Origin of the sequence: Streptomyces sp. NPDC047315, from assembly GCF_040643215.1 — a bacterium.
Lineage (GTDB): Bacteria > Actinomycetota > Actinomycetes > Streptomycetales > Streptomycetaceae > Streptomyces.
In genome coordinates this window covers 248,074-267,037 of sequence record NZ_JBEYTZ010000003.1, presented here as the reverse complement: position 1 = coordinate 267,037, position 18,964 = coordinate 248,074, and the positions used below count along the sequence as shown (strand labels likewise).

The following is an 18,964-nucleotide window of genomic DNA, read 5'->3' as shown; positions in this document are numbered from 1 at the left end:
TTCAGGCGCCCTTCGTGAGGATGTCGCGCGGGTGGAGGCGCAGCACGCGCGCGCCGGGGACGAGCGTGGCCAGCGCGGCGATGCCGAGGCCGGTGGCGCCGACCTTGACGATGTCGACGGCGGCCAGGCGTACGTCGAGCGAGTCGATGGGCTTGACCTCGGGGCCGTCGTCCGTGACCGGGGTGGGGCCGCCCGTCCCGATGACCGTGCTGCTGTGGTCGGCGCCGCTCTCCTCGTCCGCCGCGGACTCCTTGGCGGAGGACACCTCGCTGGACAGCAGCCGGTCGCCGACGGCCTGGGACAGGAACTGGCTGCCCGCCGCGGCCAGGCCGACCGCGATCAGCGCGCAGGCGACGACCTCCACCAGGTGCTGGCCGAGCAGCTTGGGCTTCTTCTCGCCGAGCGAGAGCAGGATGCCCAGCTCCATGCGGCGCTCGCGCAGCGACGAGGCGACGATCAGGGCCAGGATCACGGTGCCGGCGAGGGCGACGAGCCACACGGTGACGGTCGCGAAGTCCGCGGTCTTGGTGATGGGCCCGACGAGCTGTTTGTACTGCTTGTCGTTGACGGTCATCGGGAAGATGTCGAGGTCGGCGCCGGCGGCCTTCGCGTGCTTCTTCAACGGGGCCAGGTCCGCCGGGTCGGACAGGGTGAAGGTGGCCTGCTTGACCTCGCCCCCTTCGGCCTCCAGCTTCTTGCCGTAGAGCAGGGTGGCGCCGTCGGGGGTGACGTACAGCTTGTTCACCGGGTCCATGATGGGCGGTACGTAGCGGCCGGTGTCCGCGGTGCCGCTGGCGTAGATGCCGACGACCCTGAACGTGAACTCCTCCTCGTTCTTCTTCTGTCCCGGCATCGGCAATTCGCCGACCTTCAGTTTGATCTCGGCGCCGACCTTCCACCCGTTCTGCTTGGCGAGGCGCTCCTCGACGACGACTTCGTCCTGCTTGCTCTTCGGTCCGATTCCGTGCCCGGCGACGATCTTCGCGTCCCCGTTCCGGAACGCCGCGACCGATTGCTGGTCGCGTACGCCGTCGGCCGAGAAGAGGTCGACGGCCTCGTTGGAGGCGCCGGGCGGCGCCGGCACGGGCCGGTACAGCTTCGATCCGGCGGTGGGCGCGGCGCCCGAGTCCGTCGTGTAGTTGCACTGCTTGACCACGGGTGACGCGCAGATCTTGTCGACCAGACTACGACGCAGCTCGCCGTCGGGGCCGATCACGCCGATTTCGCCGCTCTCGGGCTTGTCCGACTTCCCCGAGTTCATGAGGGCGTTGACGTCCAACTGCATGGTGACGACGGCGCCGACGTTCTGCTTCGCGTCGTCGGCCGCACGTGCCGCGGCGGACTGGATGAGGAATCCGGAGAGCACCAGGGTGCAGATGACGAAGAAGAGTCCGACCATCATCAGGGTCTTCCCGAGGTGGCTGGTCAGCCGCCACCACGCCCGTTTGAAAAGGTTCATCGCGTACGACAACTCCCTACCCGGCTAACCGGCTACCCGGCGAATTTTGGTGAAACCGCAAGTCAACGTAGCCAGGCAATGTTTTGAGCGGCGTTTGTCGGGCGGGCGGCCCGGGGCGGCGCTCATACACGGTTCACATACCGCGTTTGATAGGTGTGGGTGGCGTCGGCGGTCCGGGCGTCGAATGCACGCGGGAATTCACAGGAAACAGCTTCGGGAAAGAGGGGGCGCGGTCGTGCGGGTGCTGGTGGTGGAGGACGAGCAGTACATGGCGCGGGTCCTGGAGATCGGACTGCGCCGCGAGGCCATCGCCGTGGACGTCGTGCACGACGGGGAGGCCGCTTTGGAGAAGCTGGCGGTGTACGACTACGACGCCGTCGTCCTCGACCGCGACCTGCCCGGCGTCCACGGCGACGAGGTCTGCCGGCGCGTCGTCGCGATGCGCCTGGAGTGCCGCGTCCTGATGCTCACGGCGGCGGGGCGCCTGGGCGACAAGGTCGAGGGGCTCGGTCTCGGCGCGGACGACTACCTGGCGAAGCCGTTCGACTTCCCGGAACTCGTGGCCCGGCTCCGTGCGTTGTATCGGCGCAGCCCCATGGTCCACGCGCCCGTTCTCACCTTCGCCGACCTGGTCTTCGACACCCATCGCCGCCGCGTGCTGCGCGCCGGGCGCGAGGTGCGCCTCGCGCCGAAGGAGCTGGCGGTGCTGGAGCTGCTGATGCGCGCCGAAGGCGGCGTACTGAGCGCGGAGTACTTGCTGGACAAGGCGTGGGACGCGCACACCGATCCGCTCACCAATGCGGTGCGTCTGGTGGTGCACACGTTGCGCCGCAAGCTCGGTGAGCCCCAGTTGGTGCACACGGCGATCAGCGCGGGCTACTACCTGGGGGTCAAGTGAGGCGCCCGCAGCAGCGACGTGTGCGGCAGGCGCGGCCGGGCTGGTGGCGCCCCGGCCGGGCCCGGAGCATCCACGCCCGGCTCTTCCTCGGCTTCGCGAGCGCGCTCGCCGCCTCGGCCGTGCTGATGGTCGTCGTCATCTACATCGGCATGCGCTTCGTGCCGACGTACGACTTCGCCGAGACCGTCCTCATCCCCGACGCCGCCGTGTCGCAGGCGCCGCGCTCCGGGGAGCCGTTCCCCGAGGTCAGCACTCCGAAGGAAATCCGGCCGGGCCTGCGGGCGGGCGGTGCGATCAACAGCAAGGAGGACGTCTGGAACGCGGTGCTGTGGCTGTCCGTCTGCGGACTCCTGCTGGTGACGGCGATCGGCCTGGCCGTCGGCTGGCGGCTGTCGAAGCGCCTCCTCGCGCCCCTCGGCGTCATCAGCCAGGCCGCCGCGAAGGCCGCGGACGGCCAGCTGCAGTACCGCATCAACGCCGACGGCCCGGCCGACGAACTCAAGCGGCTCGCCGACACCTTCGACACGATGCTGGCCCGCCTTGAGGAGTCCTTCGCCGCGCACCAGCGCTTCGCGGCGAACGCCTCCCACGAACTGCTCACCCCGCTGGCCACCACCCGCGCCGTCCTCCAGATCGCCGCGGCCGACCCCAGCGGCGAGGAGTTCGCCGAACTCGCCCCCATGCTCGTCGAGACGAACGAACGCAACATCACCATCGTCAAGGCGCTCCTCGCCCTGGCCTCGGCCGACCACGCTGCCTTCGACCCCGAGCCCGTCGACCTCGCGGCCCTCGCCACGTCCGCGTCCGCCGAACGCACCGCGCAGGCGGCCACGGCGGACCTACGTCTCGACGTCCACACCACCCCCGACTGCACCACCGCCGGCAACGCGACCCTGCTGCGCCAGCTCCTGCTCAACCTCCTCGACAACGCGCTGGCCTACAACGAGCCCGGCGGCTCGGTGCGTCTGACGGTGGCGCGGGAGGAGGACGTCGTCATCGAGGTGTCGAACACCGGCCGGCACGTCGAAGAGATCGTCGCCCGCCGCGTCTTCGAGCCCTTCTACCGCCAGCGCTCCCGCGTCACCAGCGACCGCTCGGGCCACGGCCTCGGCCTCGCCCTCGTCCGCTCGATCGTCCACGCCCACCACGGCACGGTGACGGCCCACGCGAACCCCGACGGGGGCCTGACGGTGCGGGCGAAGCTGCCGCGGATGCCTGGACGTCAGCAGGGCGCCGGCCGGTAGGCGGCACCTTCAGGTCACCGGAATCACCTTCCTGGGTGGTCCACATGCAAGCCCGTGCAAGAACGTGGCCCGCCGCCTCCGCCCATCCCTACCGTCAGGTTCCGTCAGCCTCCGACAAAGCAGGAAGGACATGACGATGACCGATCTGTACGGGCTCCCCCTCACAGCCGCCGAGTTCTCCACGGCGTGCGGCGGCAACACCCATCCGGACGGCGAGTCCTGCGTGACGCTCGCCCGCATCGGCCCGGACGCGTGGGCCCTCGGCGACAGCAAGCGCCCGGAGCTCCAGCCGTTGCGGTTCACCACAGCGGAGCTGAATGCGGCCGGGGTCGACCTGACGCGGTTCGGGCTCTCGGTCTGACCGTAGCCACCGCCCCTCCCCCCGACGGTCCCCGCCCGCCCCGCCCGCGCGCGGGGGCCGTCACCCCCCAGGCCCGACGACCGGATCGGAGCAGTCGTGCACCACCACGGCTACGCATGGGTCGGCGAGAAGAGGACGTTCGACGACGAGGCCGTACGCCGCCCTCCTCACCCGCACCCACCCCCACCCGCCGGGCCAAGCGACGCCGTCGCACAAAGACTCCTGGACCGCTACCGCGAGGTGGTGGCGGAGTTCGCCGTCACGGACCTGCCGCCGATGCAGACCGCGCACTGGCTGCTCAAGCCCGCTTCCACGGTCCGCGGCACCTGGAGCGAGCCCAAAGAAGCCGGCGCCTGGCTCGCCGACCGCCTCGCCGAGTACGCGTCGCGCTTCGCCCACGGGCCCGAACGCGACCCTGCAAGGCTCGCGCTTCTCTCACGCGTCGCAGTGGAACGCTCGGCCTGGGGCGGTGACGTGTCCCTGGGCCACTACCTGACCGGCACGCTCTTCCACTCCGTCGCGCTGGTCACCTGCTCGCCCAACCGCACCGACCCCGCCCTCCCCTGCCCGCTGAAGGGGGACTGATCTGTCGGCACCTGCCGACGTCACCGGCCGAGATCAGCGATCGCCGCTTCCATCAGATCCAGCGCAGGGCTCCCGTGGACGGCCATTCGCGACAGCCCGGCGAACGTCCGGGCATACATGCCCACCTCGTGGGGTTGGGTGAGCGTGAGGAAGGCCGATACGAGCTCCACGTTGACTTGGGCCTCATCGAAGATCCAGAAGTCCTCAACTGGCCAGAGCGCACTGCGGTCCGCCCCCAGCGGGATCACTCCCAAGCTGACGTTCGGCAACGCGGCCGAAGCCATCAGATGGCGCAGTTGCCCCACCATCGTCTGCGCTCCTCCGACCCGGTGCCGCAAGGTGCTCTCCTCAAGCAGCACGGCGAAGCGGCGGCCCCCCTCGTACACGACGCGCTGTTTGTCCACTCGCACACGGACCGCCTCCGCCACGTCGTCCGGCAGCGACCGTCGATCACGGATGGCCCGCAGCAGGACCTCGATGTAGGCGGGGGTCTGGAACGGCCCTGGCACGAGCCATGAGGAGTAGGCACGGAAGTGTCGCGTCCGCTGCCATAGCGGGAGCACTGACTCCTGTGCGCGGCGCAAGCCGGAGCGTTCCATGCGACGCCACTCGACGTGGGTGCCGTCGATGTTGCGCACGGCGGCGATCAGATCGGCAGCCTGTTCCCCGGCCCCGCAGTGGAGCGCGTACGCGCGCAGGTCGTCGTCCGACGGCAGGGTGCGCCCGGTTTCGACACGGCTGCACTTGCTCTCGTGCCAGCCAGCCCGAGAGGCGAGCTCCCGCGCGGTCAGCCCGGAGTCCCGTCGGATCTCCCGCAGGCGTTTACCGAGGGCCTCTCGGGCTTGCTGGACGCTGGACGAGCTGCTCATGACGGACCGATCAAGGATTGAGTACTCAGAGCGGTCGATAGTCCTCGTGCGGGAGGGCCCGGTCCCAGACCGCGCTGAAGGCCGAGGCGCACAGCTTGACCACCACAGGGTCGGTGACCAGTTCCTCACCGGTCATCGTCCCGTCTCCAGCGAAGTGGTTGAACAGGACGGACGTGCCGTCGAAGAGCCAGAAGTCATTCCCCGGCAGCGCCAACCCTGATGCCTGCCGCCGCGGCAACCAGCGCACGTCCTCCCCGGCCTTGACGTTATGCCCGCTGGTCAGCTCGTACTCGTAGCGCACGTACGGGGAGATCGGCTCCGAGACGACCCGAGCCCGCCGCACGACCACGCCCCGCGACACACCCGCGGAGACCAGGTCGACCCACCAGGACCAGCGCTCGGCCGGGTCGAACCGGGTGCCCTCCGCCCATTCCCGGTAGTCGTCGTCCACCCCGTACGCGTCCCTCATTTCCAGGTGGTACGCGGCGTCCCGGGCCGACCGGAACAAGTCCTCGAACGATGACTCATTCGCCACCCCTCACCTCCGGGAAGAACTGCATCATGCGCCTCGGGAATTCGATGACGGTCTCGTGCTCGGGAATGTCGAGCTGGGCCAGCCGGTGGGGATCCGTGACCCGCCACCCCTGCAAGACGTAGTTCCCAGTCTCGTCGTCCAGGTACACCGTCGGAGAGCCATTGTTGGGGCTCTCCGGGTCCTTGCCCAACCGATGCAACGCCATGGGGGCTCCCTCCGGGCCTCGCTCCTCGGTGTCACCGCGATCGAGCCTGCACTCGATCGACAGGCGGGCGCCGGCGACTTGCACGAACTTCTACCGTCGCGCACGGTGGCCGCCCCCGCGTCCGCCCGCGGCAGGGATCGCGGGAGGGCTTGGGCTCAGGGGCGGCCGGTTCAGGGGGGCAGGGGTTAGAAGAGTGCTGGTTGGTAGGTGATGGAGGGGTGTTCCTCCGGGGTCGGGCCCGGGGTCAGGAGGGGGACGCACTCCGGGCAGGCGTAGTGGTTCGCGCCGTCCACGCAGCCGTACGGGACCGGCGCGTACGTCATGCGGCAGCACATCGCGCACACCGCCGTCAGCAGCGTCGTGCTGCGGGAGCACCGCAAGGGCGCGGGCCTGTCGCAGGAGGAGCTTGCGAGCAAGATCCCCTGTGATCGCTCGCTGGTCGCGAAGGTGGAAGCGGGGACGCGGGTGCCCCAACTGCCGTTCGTGATGCGGTGCGACGAGGTGCTGAAGACGGGAGCGATGCTGGCGCGGCTGTGGCCGAAGGTGGATTGGTACCAGCGGGTGGACCATCCGGACTGGTTCCAGCGACGGGCAAACATGGACGCGCGGGCGACGTGTCTCCGGTCGTACCAAGCTCTCGTGATGCCGGGGCTCCTTCAGTCCGACGAGTACGCCTTCGCTCTGTTCTCCCAAGTCATGGATCAGAGTTCTGCCAGGGAACGCGCTGACGCGCGACTCAGTCGACAGCAACGGTTCTTGGACCCGGACGGGCCGCTACTGTTCGTCGTCCTGGACGAAAGCTCGCTGCGGAACGTCGTGGGAAACGCGTCCGTCATGCACGCCCAGTGCGCCCATCTCCTGGCGGTCAGCGACCACCCGAACATCCGTGTCCAAGTGGCGCCTGCCGAACTCCCCCTCATTCGCCCGGACACCTCGATGTCACTGATCACGCTGCCCGACGGCCATCGCTGGGTGTACTCCGAGTCACTGGACCAAGGCCACTTCACCGACGATCCGACGGTCTACGAACAACACGCCCAGACCTATGATGTGCTCAGAGCGGACGCCCTGTCCGCCCGTGAATCCGCCGCCCTCATCGGCGACTTCATGAAGGGGTACGCCTGCAATGAATGGCCAGCTCAGCGCGGCAACGTGGGTCAAGAGCAGCTTCAGTGGGCAGAACGGCGGCAACTGCCTGGAAGTCGCCTGCCTGACGGCGGAGTGGGTCAAGAGCAGCCACAGCGGAGCCAACGGCGGCGACTGCCTAGAAGTCGCCCTCGTATCTACTTCCGCCACCACTATCGCCGTACGCGATAGCAAGAACCCCACCGGGCCCGTCCTCCACCTCACCCCCCACGCCTTCACCGGGCTCCTCTCCTACGCCAAGAACACCGCCGTCTGACCCGCCACCGTGGCGACGGCGACCGGTACGCCCGCTGAGCACGGCGCGTCGCCCGTCGTCGCCGTCTCGACTGACGGGGTGGCTCCCGAGGAACGGTTCGCCTGGTGGGGGGAGATGGTGGGGCAGGAAGTGATGCCCGTCGCCATCGACAGCCCGCACGCGCCCACCTTCCGCGGGCGCGCCATGGGTGCCGACCTCGGCGACGGGGTCCGGCTCGCCGGGTTCTCCCTCTCGCCCCTGGTCGCCACCCGGCAGCACCGGCACATCCGGCGCTCCGACCCGGAGAACCACTATCTGATGCTCGTCCACGGGCCGCCGATCGGGGTGGCGCAGCGGCGGTCGAGTGTGCTGCTCAGGATCGGGGAAATGGCGCTGTTCGACACGTCGCACCCGCTCGACAGCGAGTTCGTCGACGACGGCCGGCTCTCCCGTACCACCCTGTTACGGCTGCCCCGGGCGTCGTCCCCGTTCTCCCAGGACGACGTGGACGGCCTGCTCGCCCAGCGCCTGACGCCCGGAGACGGAACCAGCGCCGGCACCGGTGCGCTGCTCGCGCACTTCATGGCGTCGCTGCGGTACCAGCCCTTCGAGCCGGAGGAGTTGCGGCGGCTCGGGCGCATCGGAATCGACCTCGCCCACGCCTTCCTCGCCGAGCGGCTTGACGTGCAGCGGGTGCTGCCCGTGGAGTCCCGGCAGCAGGTCCTGCGCGTGCGGATCGTCGCGTTCATCGAACGGCATCTGCACGAACCAGGGTTGACGCCGCCCGTCATCGCCGCCGCGCACCACATATCCGTACGCGCCCTCCATCTACTCTTCCGCGACCAGCCGGAGACCGTCGCGGCCACGATCCGCCGTCGGCGGCTGGAGCGGACGCGGGCCGAGCTGACCGATCCGCGCGTACGGCACCGTACGATCGCGGACGTCGCGGCGCGGTGGGGCTACCGCAGCGCCGCGGACTTCAGCCGGGCCTTCCGGGCGGCGTACGGGACGACGCCATCCGAGGTGCGCCGGATCGCCGTGGCACCCCGTGCTGCCACGGATCCGGACGCGCCCCGGTCGGCCGGGTCGGCAGGAGCGGCACCCCCGTTGACGCCCGCCCGCTGACTCCCGGTCGGCTGTCCACCGGCTGTGCGAGGACAGGGTCTCCACTGTGGGGCCGACCGCGCCCGCCGGTCACTAGCAGGGAGTGCAGGCCGGCTTCACATCCCGCGCACGCGGCCCGTGCTCACGCGGCTACGGCTGAACCGATCTCCGGTACCTCACGTGTCCCTCAGTATCAGACGGAACGTCAGGAGGACGCCGTGATCGCCCCGTACCGCCCCGATCCGCACGGCAGTTGCCCGCACGCCGCGAACGTCCGACTGCTCGCGCAGGGCGCGGTGGTCGACGTCGTGTTGCCCGACGACGTACCCGGCATGATGGTGCTGCGCCACGAAGCGCTGAAGGAGTTCCTCGCCCACCCGGACGTGGCCAAGAGCCCGGAGCACTTCGCGCTCCTCCAGCAGGGACGGATACCCGACGGCTGGCCGCTGCGGACCTTCGCCGTCGTGCCGGGCATGCTGACCGCCGACGGCGCAGCGCACCGGCGGTTGCGGTCGCTGGTCAGCAAGGCGTTCACGGTGCGGCGGGTGGAGGCGCTGCGGCCCCGGGTCGAGGCCGCGACGGAACGGCTGCTCGACGACCTCGCCCAGGCCGCGAAGGACTCGGCCGACGGGCGGACCGCCGATCTGCGGACGCACTTCGCGCTGCCGCTGCCGCTGACCGTGATCAGCGAGCTGTTCGGGGTGCCGCAGGAGTACCGGACGCGGCTGCACCAGCTGTCGACCCGGATCGTGAGCACGTCGATCGCCCCGCAGGAGGCCATCGCCACGAACCGGGAGATGGTGCAGGTCCTCGCGACCATCGCGGCGATCCGGGCCGCGGACCCGGGCGACGACCTGACGAGCGCGCTGATCGCCGTGCGGGAGCAGGACGGCGACCGGCTCGGCGACCAGGAGTTGATCGGGACGCTGCTGACGTTCGTCGTCGCCGGCCACGAGACCACGCTGAACCTGATCACCAACGCCGTACGGGCGCTGTGCCGCCACCCCGAGCAGCTCGACCTGGTCCGCTCGGGCGCGGCGAGCTGGTCGGACGCGGTGGAGGAGACGCTGCGCTGGGACGCCCCGGTGAGCTACTTCCCGTTCCGCTACCCGGTGAAGGACGTCACCGTCGACGGGACGACGATCCCGGCCGGCACGCCGGTGCTGGCGGCCTTCTCGGCGGCCGGACGCGACCCGGAGGCGTACGGGCCGGACGCGGACCGGTTCGACGTGCGCCGGGAGTCACCGGGGCGGCACCTGTCGCTGGGGCACGGGCCGCACTACTGCCTGGGCGCCCCGCTGGCCCGGCTGGAGGCGACGGTCGCGCTGGAGCGCCTCTTCGGCCGCCTCCCGAAGTTGGAGCTGGCCGTCCCGGACGAGCGGGTGCGGCGACGCACCGGGTTCATCGGGAACAGCGTGGACGAACTGCTGGTGCGGGTGGGCTGAGCGCCCGACGGGCGGATGGCGGGCGGGAGCTAGGATCCGACCACGACTCACCCGGAGTTCTGATCCGGAGCTTCGTCCGGGGAGTCATTCGAGGGGTTCATCCGAGGTCGGGGGGCGACCAGTGGCGGATTTGATCAAGGGGGCCAATTCCTTCGTGCCGAGCGTGGCACTGCGGGTGGGGGTGCAGCGGGGGTTGGACACCTCTGCGCTGCTGCTGACCGCGGGCGGGCGCGTGCGGGGCGATGCGGACATGGTCTTCTACGGGCAGCAGGTGCATCCGTCCGGTGCGGTGCACCACCTCGGGCAGCACTCCGGCACGGACTGGCTGTACGTCGACCTGCCGCAGGTCGAGGACGCGGTCGAGCGGGTCGCGATCGTCGCGTCCGCCGACGGGGGCACGATCGGGGACGTGCCGGAGCCGGCCGTGGAGGCGTACGCGCCGGACGGCACCGTCGTGGTGCGGTACGCGGTCACGGACGCGACCACCGAGACGGCGTTCGTCTTCGGCGAGTTCTACCGGCGGGCTGGTGGGTGGAAGTTCCGTGCGGTGGGGCAGGGGTACGCCTCCGGGCTCGCGGGGCTCGCGACGGACTTCGGCATCGACGTCGCCGAGGACGACGCCCCGGCGGAGGCGAAGGCGCCGCCGCCGTTCCAGGTACCGGGGCAACCCGCGGCAGCGGCGCCGTTCCAGGTACCGGCACCCGCGCCCGCGCCTGCGCCGCTCTTGGCCCAGCCTGCGCAGTCGTTCCAGCCGCTGCCGCCCGCACCGCCGCCCGCGCTCCTCATGCAGCCGATGCAGCCCGTACAGCCGATGCAGCCGGTGCCCGCGCCCGCAGCCGTCGGCTGGGACTTCGGCCCGGTCTTCGAACCGTTCGTCTACGAAGGCCGGGGAGACCAGGTCGTCTCCGCGCCCCGCACCATCCCGACCGGCCCGGTCATGGTGGAGTTCGGCCTCACCCACGGTGAGGACGAGTACATGTACTCGTGCGCCCATGCTCTGGACAAGTGGAACAAAGATGGCGACCTGCTGCTGAACACCATGGAGAATTGCCCTTTCCACCGCGCCCTCGCACACGTGCCGAAGGTCCGTCGGCTACGTATGAAGCTGAGCACCAGCGCGTCCTGGACCGTTCGGGTGCTGCCGTTGGCCGCCGCCCGACGGCTCGAAGGAGAGCTGGCGGGCCGTGGTGACGAAGTCCTCCTCTACACCGGCCCCATGGCCGACCTCCGGTTCGAGACGCAGGGCGAGGGCTACGTCTGCATGTACGGCTACGAAGTCGCCGGCCACGCCGAACTTCCCGAGGACAGGCTCCTTCTGGTCAACGACACCGACGACATCAGCATGAGCACACCCATTCCCGCGGGGCCGCTGCTGCTGCAGCTGACAGCGCACGGCCCCTGGACGATGCGCGTCGACCCCGTCGACTGAGTCGGCCCGCCGCCCGCCGGCCCGCCCGCTGAGCTGTCCGCGAACGCCCCTGGAATCCCGTCGTACCCGCTGGTTGCATGGCGGGATGGAGATCCTCGTACTGGGCGGAACGGCATGGTTGGGCCGCGAGGTGTCGCGGCAGGCGGTCGAGCGCGGGCACCGGGTCACGTGCCTGGCCCGCGGGGAGAGCGGCGGCGTCGCGGACGGCGCACGGCTGGTGGCCGTGGACCGGGGCGGGCCCGACGCGTACGAGCAGGTGCAGGGCCGCGACTGGGACGCCGTCGTGGAGGTGTCGTGGCAGCCGGGCTTCGTGCGCGGGGCGCTGGCCGCGCTGGGCGAGCGGGCCGGGCACTGGACGTACGTATCCAGCGTCAGCGCGTACGCCTCCCACGGCGTCGTCGGGGCCGACGAGTCCGCGCCGCTGCTGCCGCCCGTCCCCGCCGACCGGTCCGAGGTCGACGACGGGTCGTACGGGGAGGCGAAGGTCGCGTGCGAGTCGGCGGCGACGGCCGCGGTGGGCGACCGGCTGCTGATCGCGCGCGCCGGCCTCATCGGCGGCCCGGGCGACGGCAGCGGACGGTCCGGCTACTGGGTGGCCCGCGCCGCGCGCGACCCCCGCGGTCCGCTGCTGGTGCCCGACGCCCCCGCCCTCCCGACGCAGATCGTCGACGTCCGGGACCTGGCGTCCTGGCTGCTGGACTGCGCCGGAGGCGGGCGCACCGGTACGTACGACGCGGTCGGCCCGGTGGTGCCGTTCGCCGAGTGGATCGCGCTGTCCCGCGCCATGGGCGGCCACACGGGCGAGGTGGTGACGGCGGCATCGGCGTGGCTGCTGGAGCGCGGCGTGGCCGGGTACATGGGCGCCGATTCGTTGCCGATGTGGATGGTCGAGCCCGGCTGGGAGGGGTTCTCCGCCCGGAGCGGCGCGGCGGCCGTGGCGGCGGGCCTGCGGCACCGCTCGCGCGAGGAGTTGCTGACGGGCGTGTTGCGGTGGGAGCGGGAGCAGGGCTTGGACCGGGTGCGCCGGGCGGGGCTCGGGGCGGCGCGGGAGCGGGAACTGCTGACGGAGCTCGGCCGGTCGGCGTGACCGCCCGCGCGGCGCTGAGCCTGTCCGATAAGCCCATGGGCCGGGCACGCCAACCGTGCGATCGTTGGGGTGAGTTGAAGCTCTGATGACCGCAACGGGGGTGGCGGGTCGTGGGTTACACGATTCCTGAAGGCGTCGACACGATGTTGGACATCGTGGGTGTGGGGTGGCCGAATGTCGACGAGGACGCGTACCGCGACATGGCGGACGCGCTGCGGGAGTTCGCCGATGACGCGGACGACGACGCCGGCGCGGCGCACGGGCACGTCCAACGGCTGTTGTCGACGGGGCAGAGCGAGTCCCTGACGGCGCTGGACGCGCATTGGAAGAAGGTCCAGGGGAAGAACAAGGACCTCGCGGGTGCGGCGCGGATCATCGCCGGCGCGCTGGATCGCGTCGCGGACATCATCGTCGCCCGGAAGATCGCCGCGGTGGCGGAACTCGCCGATCTGGCAGCCACCGTCGGCATCTCGTTGGCGGCGGCGCCGTTCACGTTCGGGCTGACCACGCTGCTCGCGGGCGGGAAGATCGCGGCGACGCGGATCGCGTTCAAGAAGATCCTCAAGGAGATGGCGGAGGCGGCGGTCGCGGAGATCACCGCCACCCTCACCCAGCCCGCCGTCGCCGCGCTGGAGAGCATCGTCACGGACCTGGCGATCCAGACCGCGATGGAAGTCACCGGTGCGGACGGCAGCACGCAGATCAACTCCGCCGGCGGTGGTGGCAGCGGCCCCGGCGGCAAACTCGGCATCGACCACGACGAGCACGGCAACACCGGCAGCAAGCTCGCGAACGTTCAGGTGTCGATGAACGGCCGCGCCAAAGGCAAGATCAACAAGGCGAAGGGGCACCACGGCCGCGCCAAGGGCAAGGACTCCCTCACCGCCGCCCTCGACGGCACCATCGAAGGCGTCGTCGAAAAACTGATCAAGGGCCACAACCACCTCGGCGACCACGTCGGCAAGAAACTCCCCGACGCCATCGGCCATAGCTCCAAGACCCACAAGAACACCGACAAGGACGTCGACGACCGCATCAAGAAGATCACCGGCAGCGGCAAACGCGACACCGACGACCTCGGCGGCAAGCGCGCCGAGGCCGAAGGCCCCGCCCGCAAGCAGTCCGGGGACGTCGGGACGGACACGAACCGCGCGCGGCGGGCCTTCGACGACGCGGACGGCGACCGCAAGCACTCCGACGGCCCCAACCAGGACAAGGACCGGGACAAGACGGACGACGGCACCGACCCGGTCGACCTCGCCACGGGCCGGATGTACCTGCCTCAGACGGACGTGGCGCTGCCGGGCGCGCTGCCGCTGGAGTTCACCCGCCGCGTGGAGTCCGGCTACCGCTACGGCCGGTTCTTCGGCCCTTCGTGGTCGTCCACGGTCGACGAGCGGTTGGAGGTGGACGCGGCCGGCGTCGTCCACGTGCTGGCGGACGGCCGGCTGCGGACGTATCCGCATCCGGCGCCCGGGGCGCCGGCGCTGCCGACGGTCGGCACGGACCTGACGGAGTTGGTGCGCGCCGACTCCGGCGACTACGTGCTGACCGATCCGGTCACCGGCCTGGTGCACCACTTCGCCGCCCCCGCGCCCACGCCGACGGGCGGGGCTTGGGGCGGGAACGGCGCCGGTGACGCCTGGCTGGTCCAGATATCCGACCGCAACGGGAACACGGTCTCCGTCGACCGGGCCGACGACGGCACCCCGCTGGGCCTGGCGCACTCCGGCGGCTACCGGCTGGCGCTGACCACGGCCGGCGGGCGGGTCACCGCGCTCGACCTGGTGGACGCGGCGGGCGCGGTGCACCCGATCCGTACATACGGCTACCAGGACGGCAATCTGACCGCCGTCACCAAGCCGTCGGGCGCGGTGCTGGCCTTCGGCTACGACGAGCGGCGCCGGGTGACGTCGTGGACCGACTCCAACGGCCGCCGCTACGACTACGCGTACGACGAGCGGGACCGCTGCGTCGCCGAGGGCGGCGAGGAGGGCCACGTCCAACTGCGGCTGGCGTACGGCGAGCGGGACCCGGAGACGGGCCACCGCACGACGACGCTGACGACCGCGGACGGCGCGGTGACCCGCCACGTCATCGGCCGCGGCAACAAGGTCCTGGCGACGACCGACCCGCTGGGGAACACCACGCGCCACACGTACGACGTGCGCGGCAACCGGCTCACGACGACGGACGCGCTGGACCGGACGACGGCGTACGTCTACGACGACCGGAGCCGGCTGGAGGTCGGCGTCCGGCCCGACGGCACCGAGGTGCGGTGGGTCCGGAACGAGGCCGGGCTGCCGGTGGAGTTCGTCCGCCCGGACGGGACGCGGATGCGCGGCGAGTTCGACGAGCGGGGCAACCCGGTCGCCGTGACGGACGTCGCCGGCCACACCACCCGCTACGGCTACGACGACCGGGGCCGGCTGACGTCCGTCACGGACGCGACGGGCGCGGTGACGGGGGTCCGGTGCGACGCGGCGGGCCTGCCGGTGGAGGTGAGCGACCCGCTGGGCGGCGTCACCCGTTACGAGCGGGACGCCTTCGGCCGCCCGGTGCGCGTGGTGGACCCGCTCGGCGGGGTCGAGGCCCTGGAGTGGACGGCCGACGGGCTCCTGGCGCGGCGGACGGCGCCCGACGGCGCGAGCGAGTCGTGGACGTACGACGGCGAGGGCAACTGCACCTCCCACACGGACGCGATGGGCGCGGTCTCCCGCTTCGAGTACACCCACTTCGACCTGCTCGCGGCGCGCACCGACCCCGACGGGACGCGGTACGCCTTCGAGCACGACGCGGCGCTGCGGCTGACCCGCGTGACCAACCCGGTCGGGCTGACGTGGACGTACGGCTACGACAAGGCCGGCCGGCTGACGTCCGAGACGGACTTCGACGGCCGCACCCTCACGTACGCGCGGGACGCCGCGGGCCAGGTGGTGGCGCGGACGAACGCGCTGGCCGAGACGGTGGCGTACGAGCGCGACCGGCTGGGCCGGGTGGTCCGCAAGGACGCGGCGGGCGCGGTGACGACGTACGCGTACGACCGCGCGGGCCGCCTCGCGCAGGCGGCGGGCCCGGACGCGGAGTTGGTGCACCAGTACGACCGGCGCGGCCTGCTCAAGACGGAGCTGGTGGACGGGCAGGTCACGACGTACGCGTACGACGCGCTGGGCCGCCGTACGCGCCGGGTGACGCCCACCGGCCGCCGCACCGCCTACGACTACGACGCGGCCGGCCGCCGCACCCGGCTGACCAGCGGCGCCCACCGGATCGACTTCGCCCACGACGAGTCGGGCCGGGAGGTCGAGCGGTCCTTCGGCTCGTTCGCGAACGGCCTGACGATCACCTCGACGTGGGACGCAGCGGGCAGGCTGTCGACGCAGCACCTGGCCGGCGGCGCCGGCAGCATCAACCACCGCGCGTACACCTACCGCGCGGACGGCCACCTGACGGCCCTCGACGACGGGTTGCGCGGCCCGATGCGCTTCGACCTGGACGGCGCGGGCCGCGTCACGTCCGTCACCGCACGGAACTGGTCGGAGTCCTATGCGTACGACTCCACCGGCAACCAGACCGAGGCGTCCTGGCCGGAGCGCCACGCGGGCCACGAGGCGACCGGCCCGCGCACGTACTCGGGCACGACGATCACCCGCGCGGGCGCGGTCCGCTACGAGCACGACGCGCTGGGCCGCATCACCCTGCGCCAGAAGACCCGGCTGTCGCGGAAGCCGGAGACGTGGCGCTACGCCTGGGACGCGGAGGACCGCCTGGTGGGGGTGGTGACCCCCGACGGCGCCCGCTGGCGCTACCGCTACGACCCGCTGGGCCGCCGCATCGCCAAACAACGCCTCGCGCCCGACGGCGCCGGCCTCCTGGAAGAGACCCGCTTCACCTGGGACGGCACCACCCTCTGCGAACAGGTCACCCACTCCCCCGACCTCCCGCACCCGGTGGCCCTGACCTGGGACCACCAGGGCCTGCGCCCCGTCTCCCAATCGGAACGCCGCCTGGCCGCGGACGCGCCCCAGACGGAGATCGACGAACGCTTCTTCGCCATCGCGACGGACCTGGTCGGCACCCCCACGGAACTCATCGCCGAGTCAGGCGAATTGGCCTGGCACACCCGCACGACCCTCTGGGGCACCACGACCTGGTCCCGCACGAGCACGGGCTACACCCCGCTGAGGTTCCCGGGCCAGTACTTCGACCTGGAAACGGGCCTGCACTACAACTTCTTCCGGCATTACGACCCGGAGACGGCGCGCTATCTGACGCCGGACCCGCTGGGGCTGGCACCGGCGCCGAACCCGGCGACGTACGTGCGAAACCCGCACTCCTGGTGCGACTCGCTGGGGCTAGCACCTGATGGATACCCCACGGAAGACCCTGTTGTTCTCTATCGTTCCCCCAAGGTTGGCAATAGGGCTTTGGAAGCAAACGGCTTGGATCCTTCGCTGCACCCAGATCACGAGATCGGCGGGCCCGGAACCGCCTACCTCGGGGCCAGCGAGAAGGTGGTGCAACAGTATGCAGGAACGGCCGATTACGAGGACGGCTATCACGAATTCATCATGAAACCAGGTTTCAGGGAGGCGTTCCCCGAAGACGCCACCCCTGCCTATCATCGAACTCACGACAACAAACCCGACGAGTACCAGTGGATCATCCCCAGGGAAGACATCCCTCGCTTCAACGAGATGATAGACAAGGTGAATTGGATCAACTTCTACGGCGGACACACCTGGAGAGACTGACATGACCCACGAAGCCAATGGCTCAGCCCCGCGCAGGAACTCCGACATCAACGAGTTGGAGCTCGGCCAGGTCGTCCGGGGAACCGTGGTCTCCGTCGATGGCATCGGGGCCTTTGTCGATCTCCAGGGCGTGCAGGGTTTCGTGTCAGTGGCGAACCTGGCCTGGCAGCACTTCGATCACCCCTCAGACGTGGTCCACCCCGGGCAGCAGGTCACCACTACAGTGCTCAGCGTTGACATTGACCGGAAACAGGTCTCCCTATCACTGAAGGATCTCCAGCACGATCCCTTCTGCGATTTCGCACGCACTCAACTCGGTAAGGTGCTGACGGGAATCACCGTCAAGCTCGCACCCATCGGCTCATTCGTGCGGCTGCCGGACGGCACTGTCGGCCTCCTGCCAGAGCACCAATCACCAGTGGGCGACAGCTTGACCGTGAAGGTCGAGGCCATCAACTTCGCGCGACGCCAGGTGGTGCTCTCGCTCCCCCCAGCCGGAATGAATGAGTCACTGCCCCGCACCTCGATGCCCGGCTGACTTACTCCGCGGACTCCCCGTCCGTCGGCGTCGCGCGGCTCGCGAGGCGTTCGTAGCGTTGGCGGGCCGCCTGGGGGGTGCCCAGGCCCAGGCCGAAGGCGATGTCCTGCCAGGTCATGCCGCGGCCTCGGGCCATTTGGAGGAGGCCCGTTTCCAGTTCGTCCAGTTCTCCTCGGACGAGGGGGAAGAGGGTGAGCGCCGCGGTGATGTCCGCCTGGTCGACTTCGGGTTCGTTCTCGTCGCGTTGGGCCGCGCCGCTGAGGAGGAAGGAGACGAGGCGGACCGCCTCGTGCGGGGCGAGGATCGCGGGGTTGGTCTGGCGGTGGCGCTGGGCGTCGGTGGAGGCGTGGCGCTCCGCGATGCGGAAGAGGGACGCGTAGACGCGGTGGGCCCGCGCCTGGTCCGGGTTCGGCGGGGTGAAGGGGTCGTCGGTCATGCAAGGAGCATGGCGTTGCGCACACCCTGATGTCAACGGAAAATGTTAAACGGATCGTTCAAGCGGTCCTAGCTCGCGATCGATCGCGCCGCGCAGCAACTCCTGAGCCCGCTCCAAGGGCGCGATGCCGTTCAGCCAGCGCTCGCTCAGCGCCTCCGTCAGCGCCGTGAGGCGTTCCGCCGCCGCGTCCGGCGCGACGTCGGGGGCGGCGAGGCCCGCCTCCTGGGCCCGGCGGACCAGGTGGGCGACGTCGTCCGCCCAGTCCCGGGTCGCCACGGCCACCTGCGCCCCGAGGTCCGCGTCGAAGACCGCGCTCGCCCGCAACTCGCCCCAGGCCGCACTGTTCTCCCGCACCTCGGGGGTGTCCTGGAGCTCCAGGAGCAGCATCTCGGCGAGTTGGGTGCGCGGGTCCGCCGTGGTGTCGAGGGCGGCGTCGGTGTAGCGCACGGCGCGCTTGTTGATGAACTCCAGGGTGTGTCGGAGCAGGCCGGAGCGGTTCTTGAAGTGGTAGTAGATCAGCGCGGTCGAGACCCCCGCCTCCGCGGCGACCTCCTCCACCCGCAGCCCACGCACCCCGCGGCGGGCGATCAGCCGGGCGGCGGCTCGGAGGATCTGGGTGCCCCTGTCCGGCATC

General features: G+C 70.7%; 18 protein-coding genes and 1 pseudogene. 12 read left to right on the top strand and 7 right to left on the bottom strand.

All coding sequences use genetic code 11. The features are described 5' to 3' along the window. Position 1 precedes the first annotated feature (1 nt). Positions 2 to 1,459, bottom strand: a complete 1,458-nt coding sequence (locus ABZ842_RS04770) for an ABC transporter permease (RefSeq protein ID WP_361531583.1) — start codon at positions 1,457 to 1,459, stop codon at positions 2 to 4. Positions 1,460 to 1,694: 235 nt separating this feature from the next. Here ABZ842_RS04770 and ABZ842_RS04765 point away from each other — a divergent pair, with 235 nt between their 5' ends. The 4 genes from ABZ842_RS04765 to ABZ842_RS04750 all read left to right on the top strand — a co-directional run bounded on the left by ABZ842_RS04765 (position 1,695) and on the right by ABZ842_RS04750 (position 4,547). After that, positions 1,695 to 2,357, top strand: coding sequence for a response regulator transcription factor (locus ABZ842_RS04765; RefSeq protein ID WP_361531580.1), 663 nt, complete (start codon positions 1,695 to 1,697; stop codon positions 2,355 to 2,357). Between the two features lie 20 nt (positions 2,358 to 2,377). Continuing rightward, complete coding sequence (locus ABZ842_RS04760; RefSeq protein WP_361531577.1) at positions 2,378 to 3,601, top strand: HAMP domain-containing sensor histidine kinase; 1,224 nt, start codon at positions 2,378 to 2,380, stop codon at positions 3,599 to 3,601. 136 nt (positions 3,602 to 3,737) lie between these two features. After that, on the top strand, positions 3,738 to 3,962 hold the full coding sequence (locus ABZ842_RS04755; RefSeq protein ID WP_361531841.1) for a DUF397 domain-containing protein: 225 nt from the start codon (positions 3,738 to 3,740) through the stop codon (positions 3,960 to 3,962). A gap of 96 nt (positions 3,963 to 4,058) precedes the next feature. Beyond that, positions 4,059 to 4,547: a hypothetical protein gene (locus ABZ842_RS04750; protein ID WP_361531574.1), complete on the top strand. Its 489-nt coding sequence runs from the start codon at positions 4,059 to 4,061 to the stop codon at positions 4,545 to 4,547. Between the two features lie 20 nt (positions 4,548 to 4,567). Here the strand turns inward: ABZ842_RS04750 and ABZ842_RS04745 are convergent, their stop codons facing one another. The 4 genes from ABZ842_RS04745 to ABZ842_RS04730 all read right to left on the bottom strand — a co-directional run bounded on the left by ABZ842_RS04745 (position 4,568) and on the right by ABZ842_RS04730 (position 6,479). Then, complete coding sequence (locus ABZ842_RS04745; protein WP_361531571.1) at positions 4,568 to 5,416, bottom strand: helix-turn-helix transcriptional regulator; 849 nt, start codon at positions 5,414 to 5,416, stop codon at positions 4,568 to 4,570. A gap of 25 nt (positions 5,417 to 5,441) precedes the next feature. Continuing rightward, positions 5,442 to 5,951 (bottom strand): DUF6879 family protein, encoded by a 510-nt coding sequence (locus ABZ842_RS04740; RefSeq protein WP_361531568.1) that lies wholly within the window; start codon positions 5,949 to 5,951, stop codon positions 5,442 to 5,444. Further along, on the bottom strand, positions 5,941 to 6,156 hold the full coding sequence (locus ABZ842_RS04735) for a hypothetical protein (protein ID WP_361531565.1): 216 nt from the start codon (positions 6,154 to 6,156) through the stop codon (positions 5,941 to 5,943). Before ABZ842_RS04735 ends, ABZ842_RS04740 begins: the two co-directional genes overlap by 11 nt. A gap of 185 nt (positions 6,157 to 6,341) precedes the next feature. Beyond that, positions 6,342 to 6,479 carry a hypothetical protein gene (locus tag ABZ842_RS04730; RefSeq protein ID WP_361531562.1) on the bottom strand — a complete coding sequence of 46 codons (138 nt, stop codon included), beginning with the start codon at positions 6,477 to 6,479 and terminating at the stop codon, positions 6,342 to 6,344. Here ABZ842_RS04730 and ABZ842_RS04725 point away from each other — a divergent pair. The 8 genes and pseudogenes from ABZ842_RS04725 (at position 6,478) to ABZ842_RS04690 (ending at position 17,894) form a co-directional block, all read left to right on the top strand. After that, positions 6,478 to 7,473, top strand: coding sequence for a helix-turn-helix transcriptional regulator (locus ABZ842_RS04725; RefSeq protein ID WP_361531559.1), 996 nt, complete (start codon positions 6,478 to 6,480; stop codon positions 7,471 to 7,473). The genes ABZ842_RS04730 and ABZ842_RS04725 overlap by 2 nt on opposite strands. Beyond that, positions 7,436 to 7,558, top strand: a pseudogene (locus ABZ842_RS04720) (DUF397 domain-containing protein); the annotation flags it as partial. The gene ABZ842_RS04725 and the pseudogene ABZ842_RS04720, both read left to right, overlap by 38 nt. 9 nt (positions 7,559 to 7,567) lie before the next feature. Beyond that, positions 7,568 to 8,662 carry a helix-turn-helix domain-containing protein gene (locus tag ABZ842_RS04715; RefSeq protein ID WP_361531556.1) on the top strand — a complete coding sequence of 365 codons (1,095 nt, stop codon included), beginning with the start codon at positions 7,568 to 7,570 and terminating at the stop codon, positions 8,660 to 8,662. A gap of 197 nt (positions 8,663 to 8,859) precedes the next feature. After that, on the top strand, positions 8,860 to 10,086 hold the full coding sequence (locus ABZ842_RS04710) for a cytochrome P450 (protein WP_361531553.1): 1,227 nt from the start codon (positions 8,860 to 8,862) through the stop codon (positions 10,084 to 10,086). Between the two features lie 154 nt (positions 10,087 to 10,240). Beyond that, entirely contained in the window at positions 10,241 to 11,515 is a 1,275-nt protein-coding gene (locus ABZ842_RS04705) for a TerD family protein (protein WP_361531550.1), read from the top strand. Positions 11,516 to 11,600: 85 nt separating this feature from the next. Beyond that, positions 11,601 to 12,602, top strand: a complete 1,002-nt coding sequence (locus ABZ842_RS04700) for an oxidoreductase (protein ID WP_361531547.1) — start codon at positions 11,601 to 11,603, stop codon at positions 12,600 to 12,602. A 110-nt stretch (positions 12,603 to 12,712) separates the two neighbouring features. Beyond that, a complete protein-coding gene (locus ABZ842_RS04695) occupies positions 12,713 to 17,356 on the top strand; it encodes a DUF6531 domain-containing protein (protein WP_361531544.1) in 4,644 nt (1,547 codons plus the stop codon). A 1-nt stretch (position 17,357) separates the two neighbouring features. Beyond that, positions 17,358 to 17,894 (top strand): S1 RNA-binding domain-containing protein, encoded by a 537-nt coding sequence (locus tag ABZ842_RS04690; RefSeq protein WP_361531541.1) that lies wholly within the window; start codon positions 17,358 to 17,360, stop codon positions 17,892 to 17,894. A 1-nt stretch (position 17,895) separates the two neighbouring features. Here the strand turns inward: ABZ842_RS04690 and ABZ842_RS04685 are convergent, their stop codons facing one another. Both ABZ842_RS04685 and ABZ842_RS04680 read right to left on the bottom strand, forming a co-directional pair. Continuing rightward, entirely contained in the window at positions 17,896 to 18,330 is a 435-nt protein-coding gene (locus ABZ842_RS04685) for a DNA-binding protein (protein ID WP_361531538.1), read from the bottom strand. A gap of 45 nt (positions 18,331 to 18,375) precedes the next feature. Then, positions 18,376 to 18,963: a TetR/AcrR family transcriptional regulator gene (locus tag ABZ842_RS04680; protein WP_361531535.1), complete on the bottom strand. Its 588-nt coding sequence runs from the start codon at positions 18,961 to 18,963 to the stop codon at positions 18,376 to 18,378. Between the last annotated feature and the right edge of the window lies 1 nt (position 18,964).

Excerpts from the sequence above, each read along its gene's own strand:
- ABZ842_RS04680 (WP_361531535.1), bottom strand. The coding sequence starts at position 18,963 with ATGCCGGACAGGGGCACCCAGATCCTCCGAGCCGCCGCCCGGCTGATC.
- ABZ842_RS04685 (WP_361531538.1), bottom strand. The coding sequence starts at position 18,330 with ATGACCGACGACCCCTTCACCCCGCCGAACCCGGACCAGGCGCGGGCC.
- ABZ842_RS04690 (WP_361531541.1), top strand. The coding sequence starts at position 17,358 with ATGACCCACGAAGCCAATGGCTCAGCCCCGCGCAGGAACTCCGACATC.
- ABZ842_RS04730 (WP_361531562.1), bottom strand. The coding sequence starts at position 6,479 with ATGACGTACGCGCCGGTCCCGTACGGCTGCGTGGACGGCGCGAACCAC.
- ABZ842_RS04725 (WP_361531559.1), top strand. The coding sequence starts at position 6,478 with ATGCGGCAGCACATCGCGCACACCGCCGTCAGCAGCGTCGTGCTGCGG.
- ABZ842_RS04745 (WP_361531571.1), bottom strand. The coding sequence starts at position 5,416 with ATGAGCAGCTCGTCCAGCGTCCAGCAAGCCCGAGAGGCCCTCGGTAAA.
- ABZ842_RS04735 (WP_361531565.1), bottom strand. The coding sequence starts at position 6,156 with ATGGCGTTGCATCGGTTGGGCAAGGACCCGGAGAGCCCCAACAATGGC.
- ABZ842_RS04700 (WP_361531547.1), top strand. The coding sequence starts at position 11,601 with ATGGAGATCCTCGTACTGGGCGGAACGGCATGGTTGGGCCGCGAGGTG.
- ABZ842_RS04770 (WP_361531583.1), bottom strand. The coding sequence starts at position 1,459 with ATGAACCTTTTCAAACGGGCGTGGTGGCGGCTGACCAGCCACCTCGGG.
- ABZ842_RS04755 (WP_361531841.1), top strand. The coding sequence starts at position 3,738 with ATGACCGATCTGTACGGGCTCCCCCTCACAGCCGCCGAGTTCTCCACG.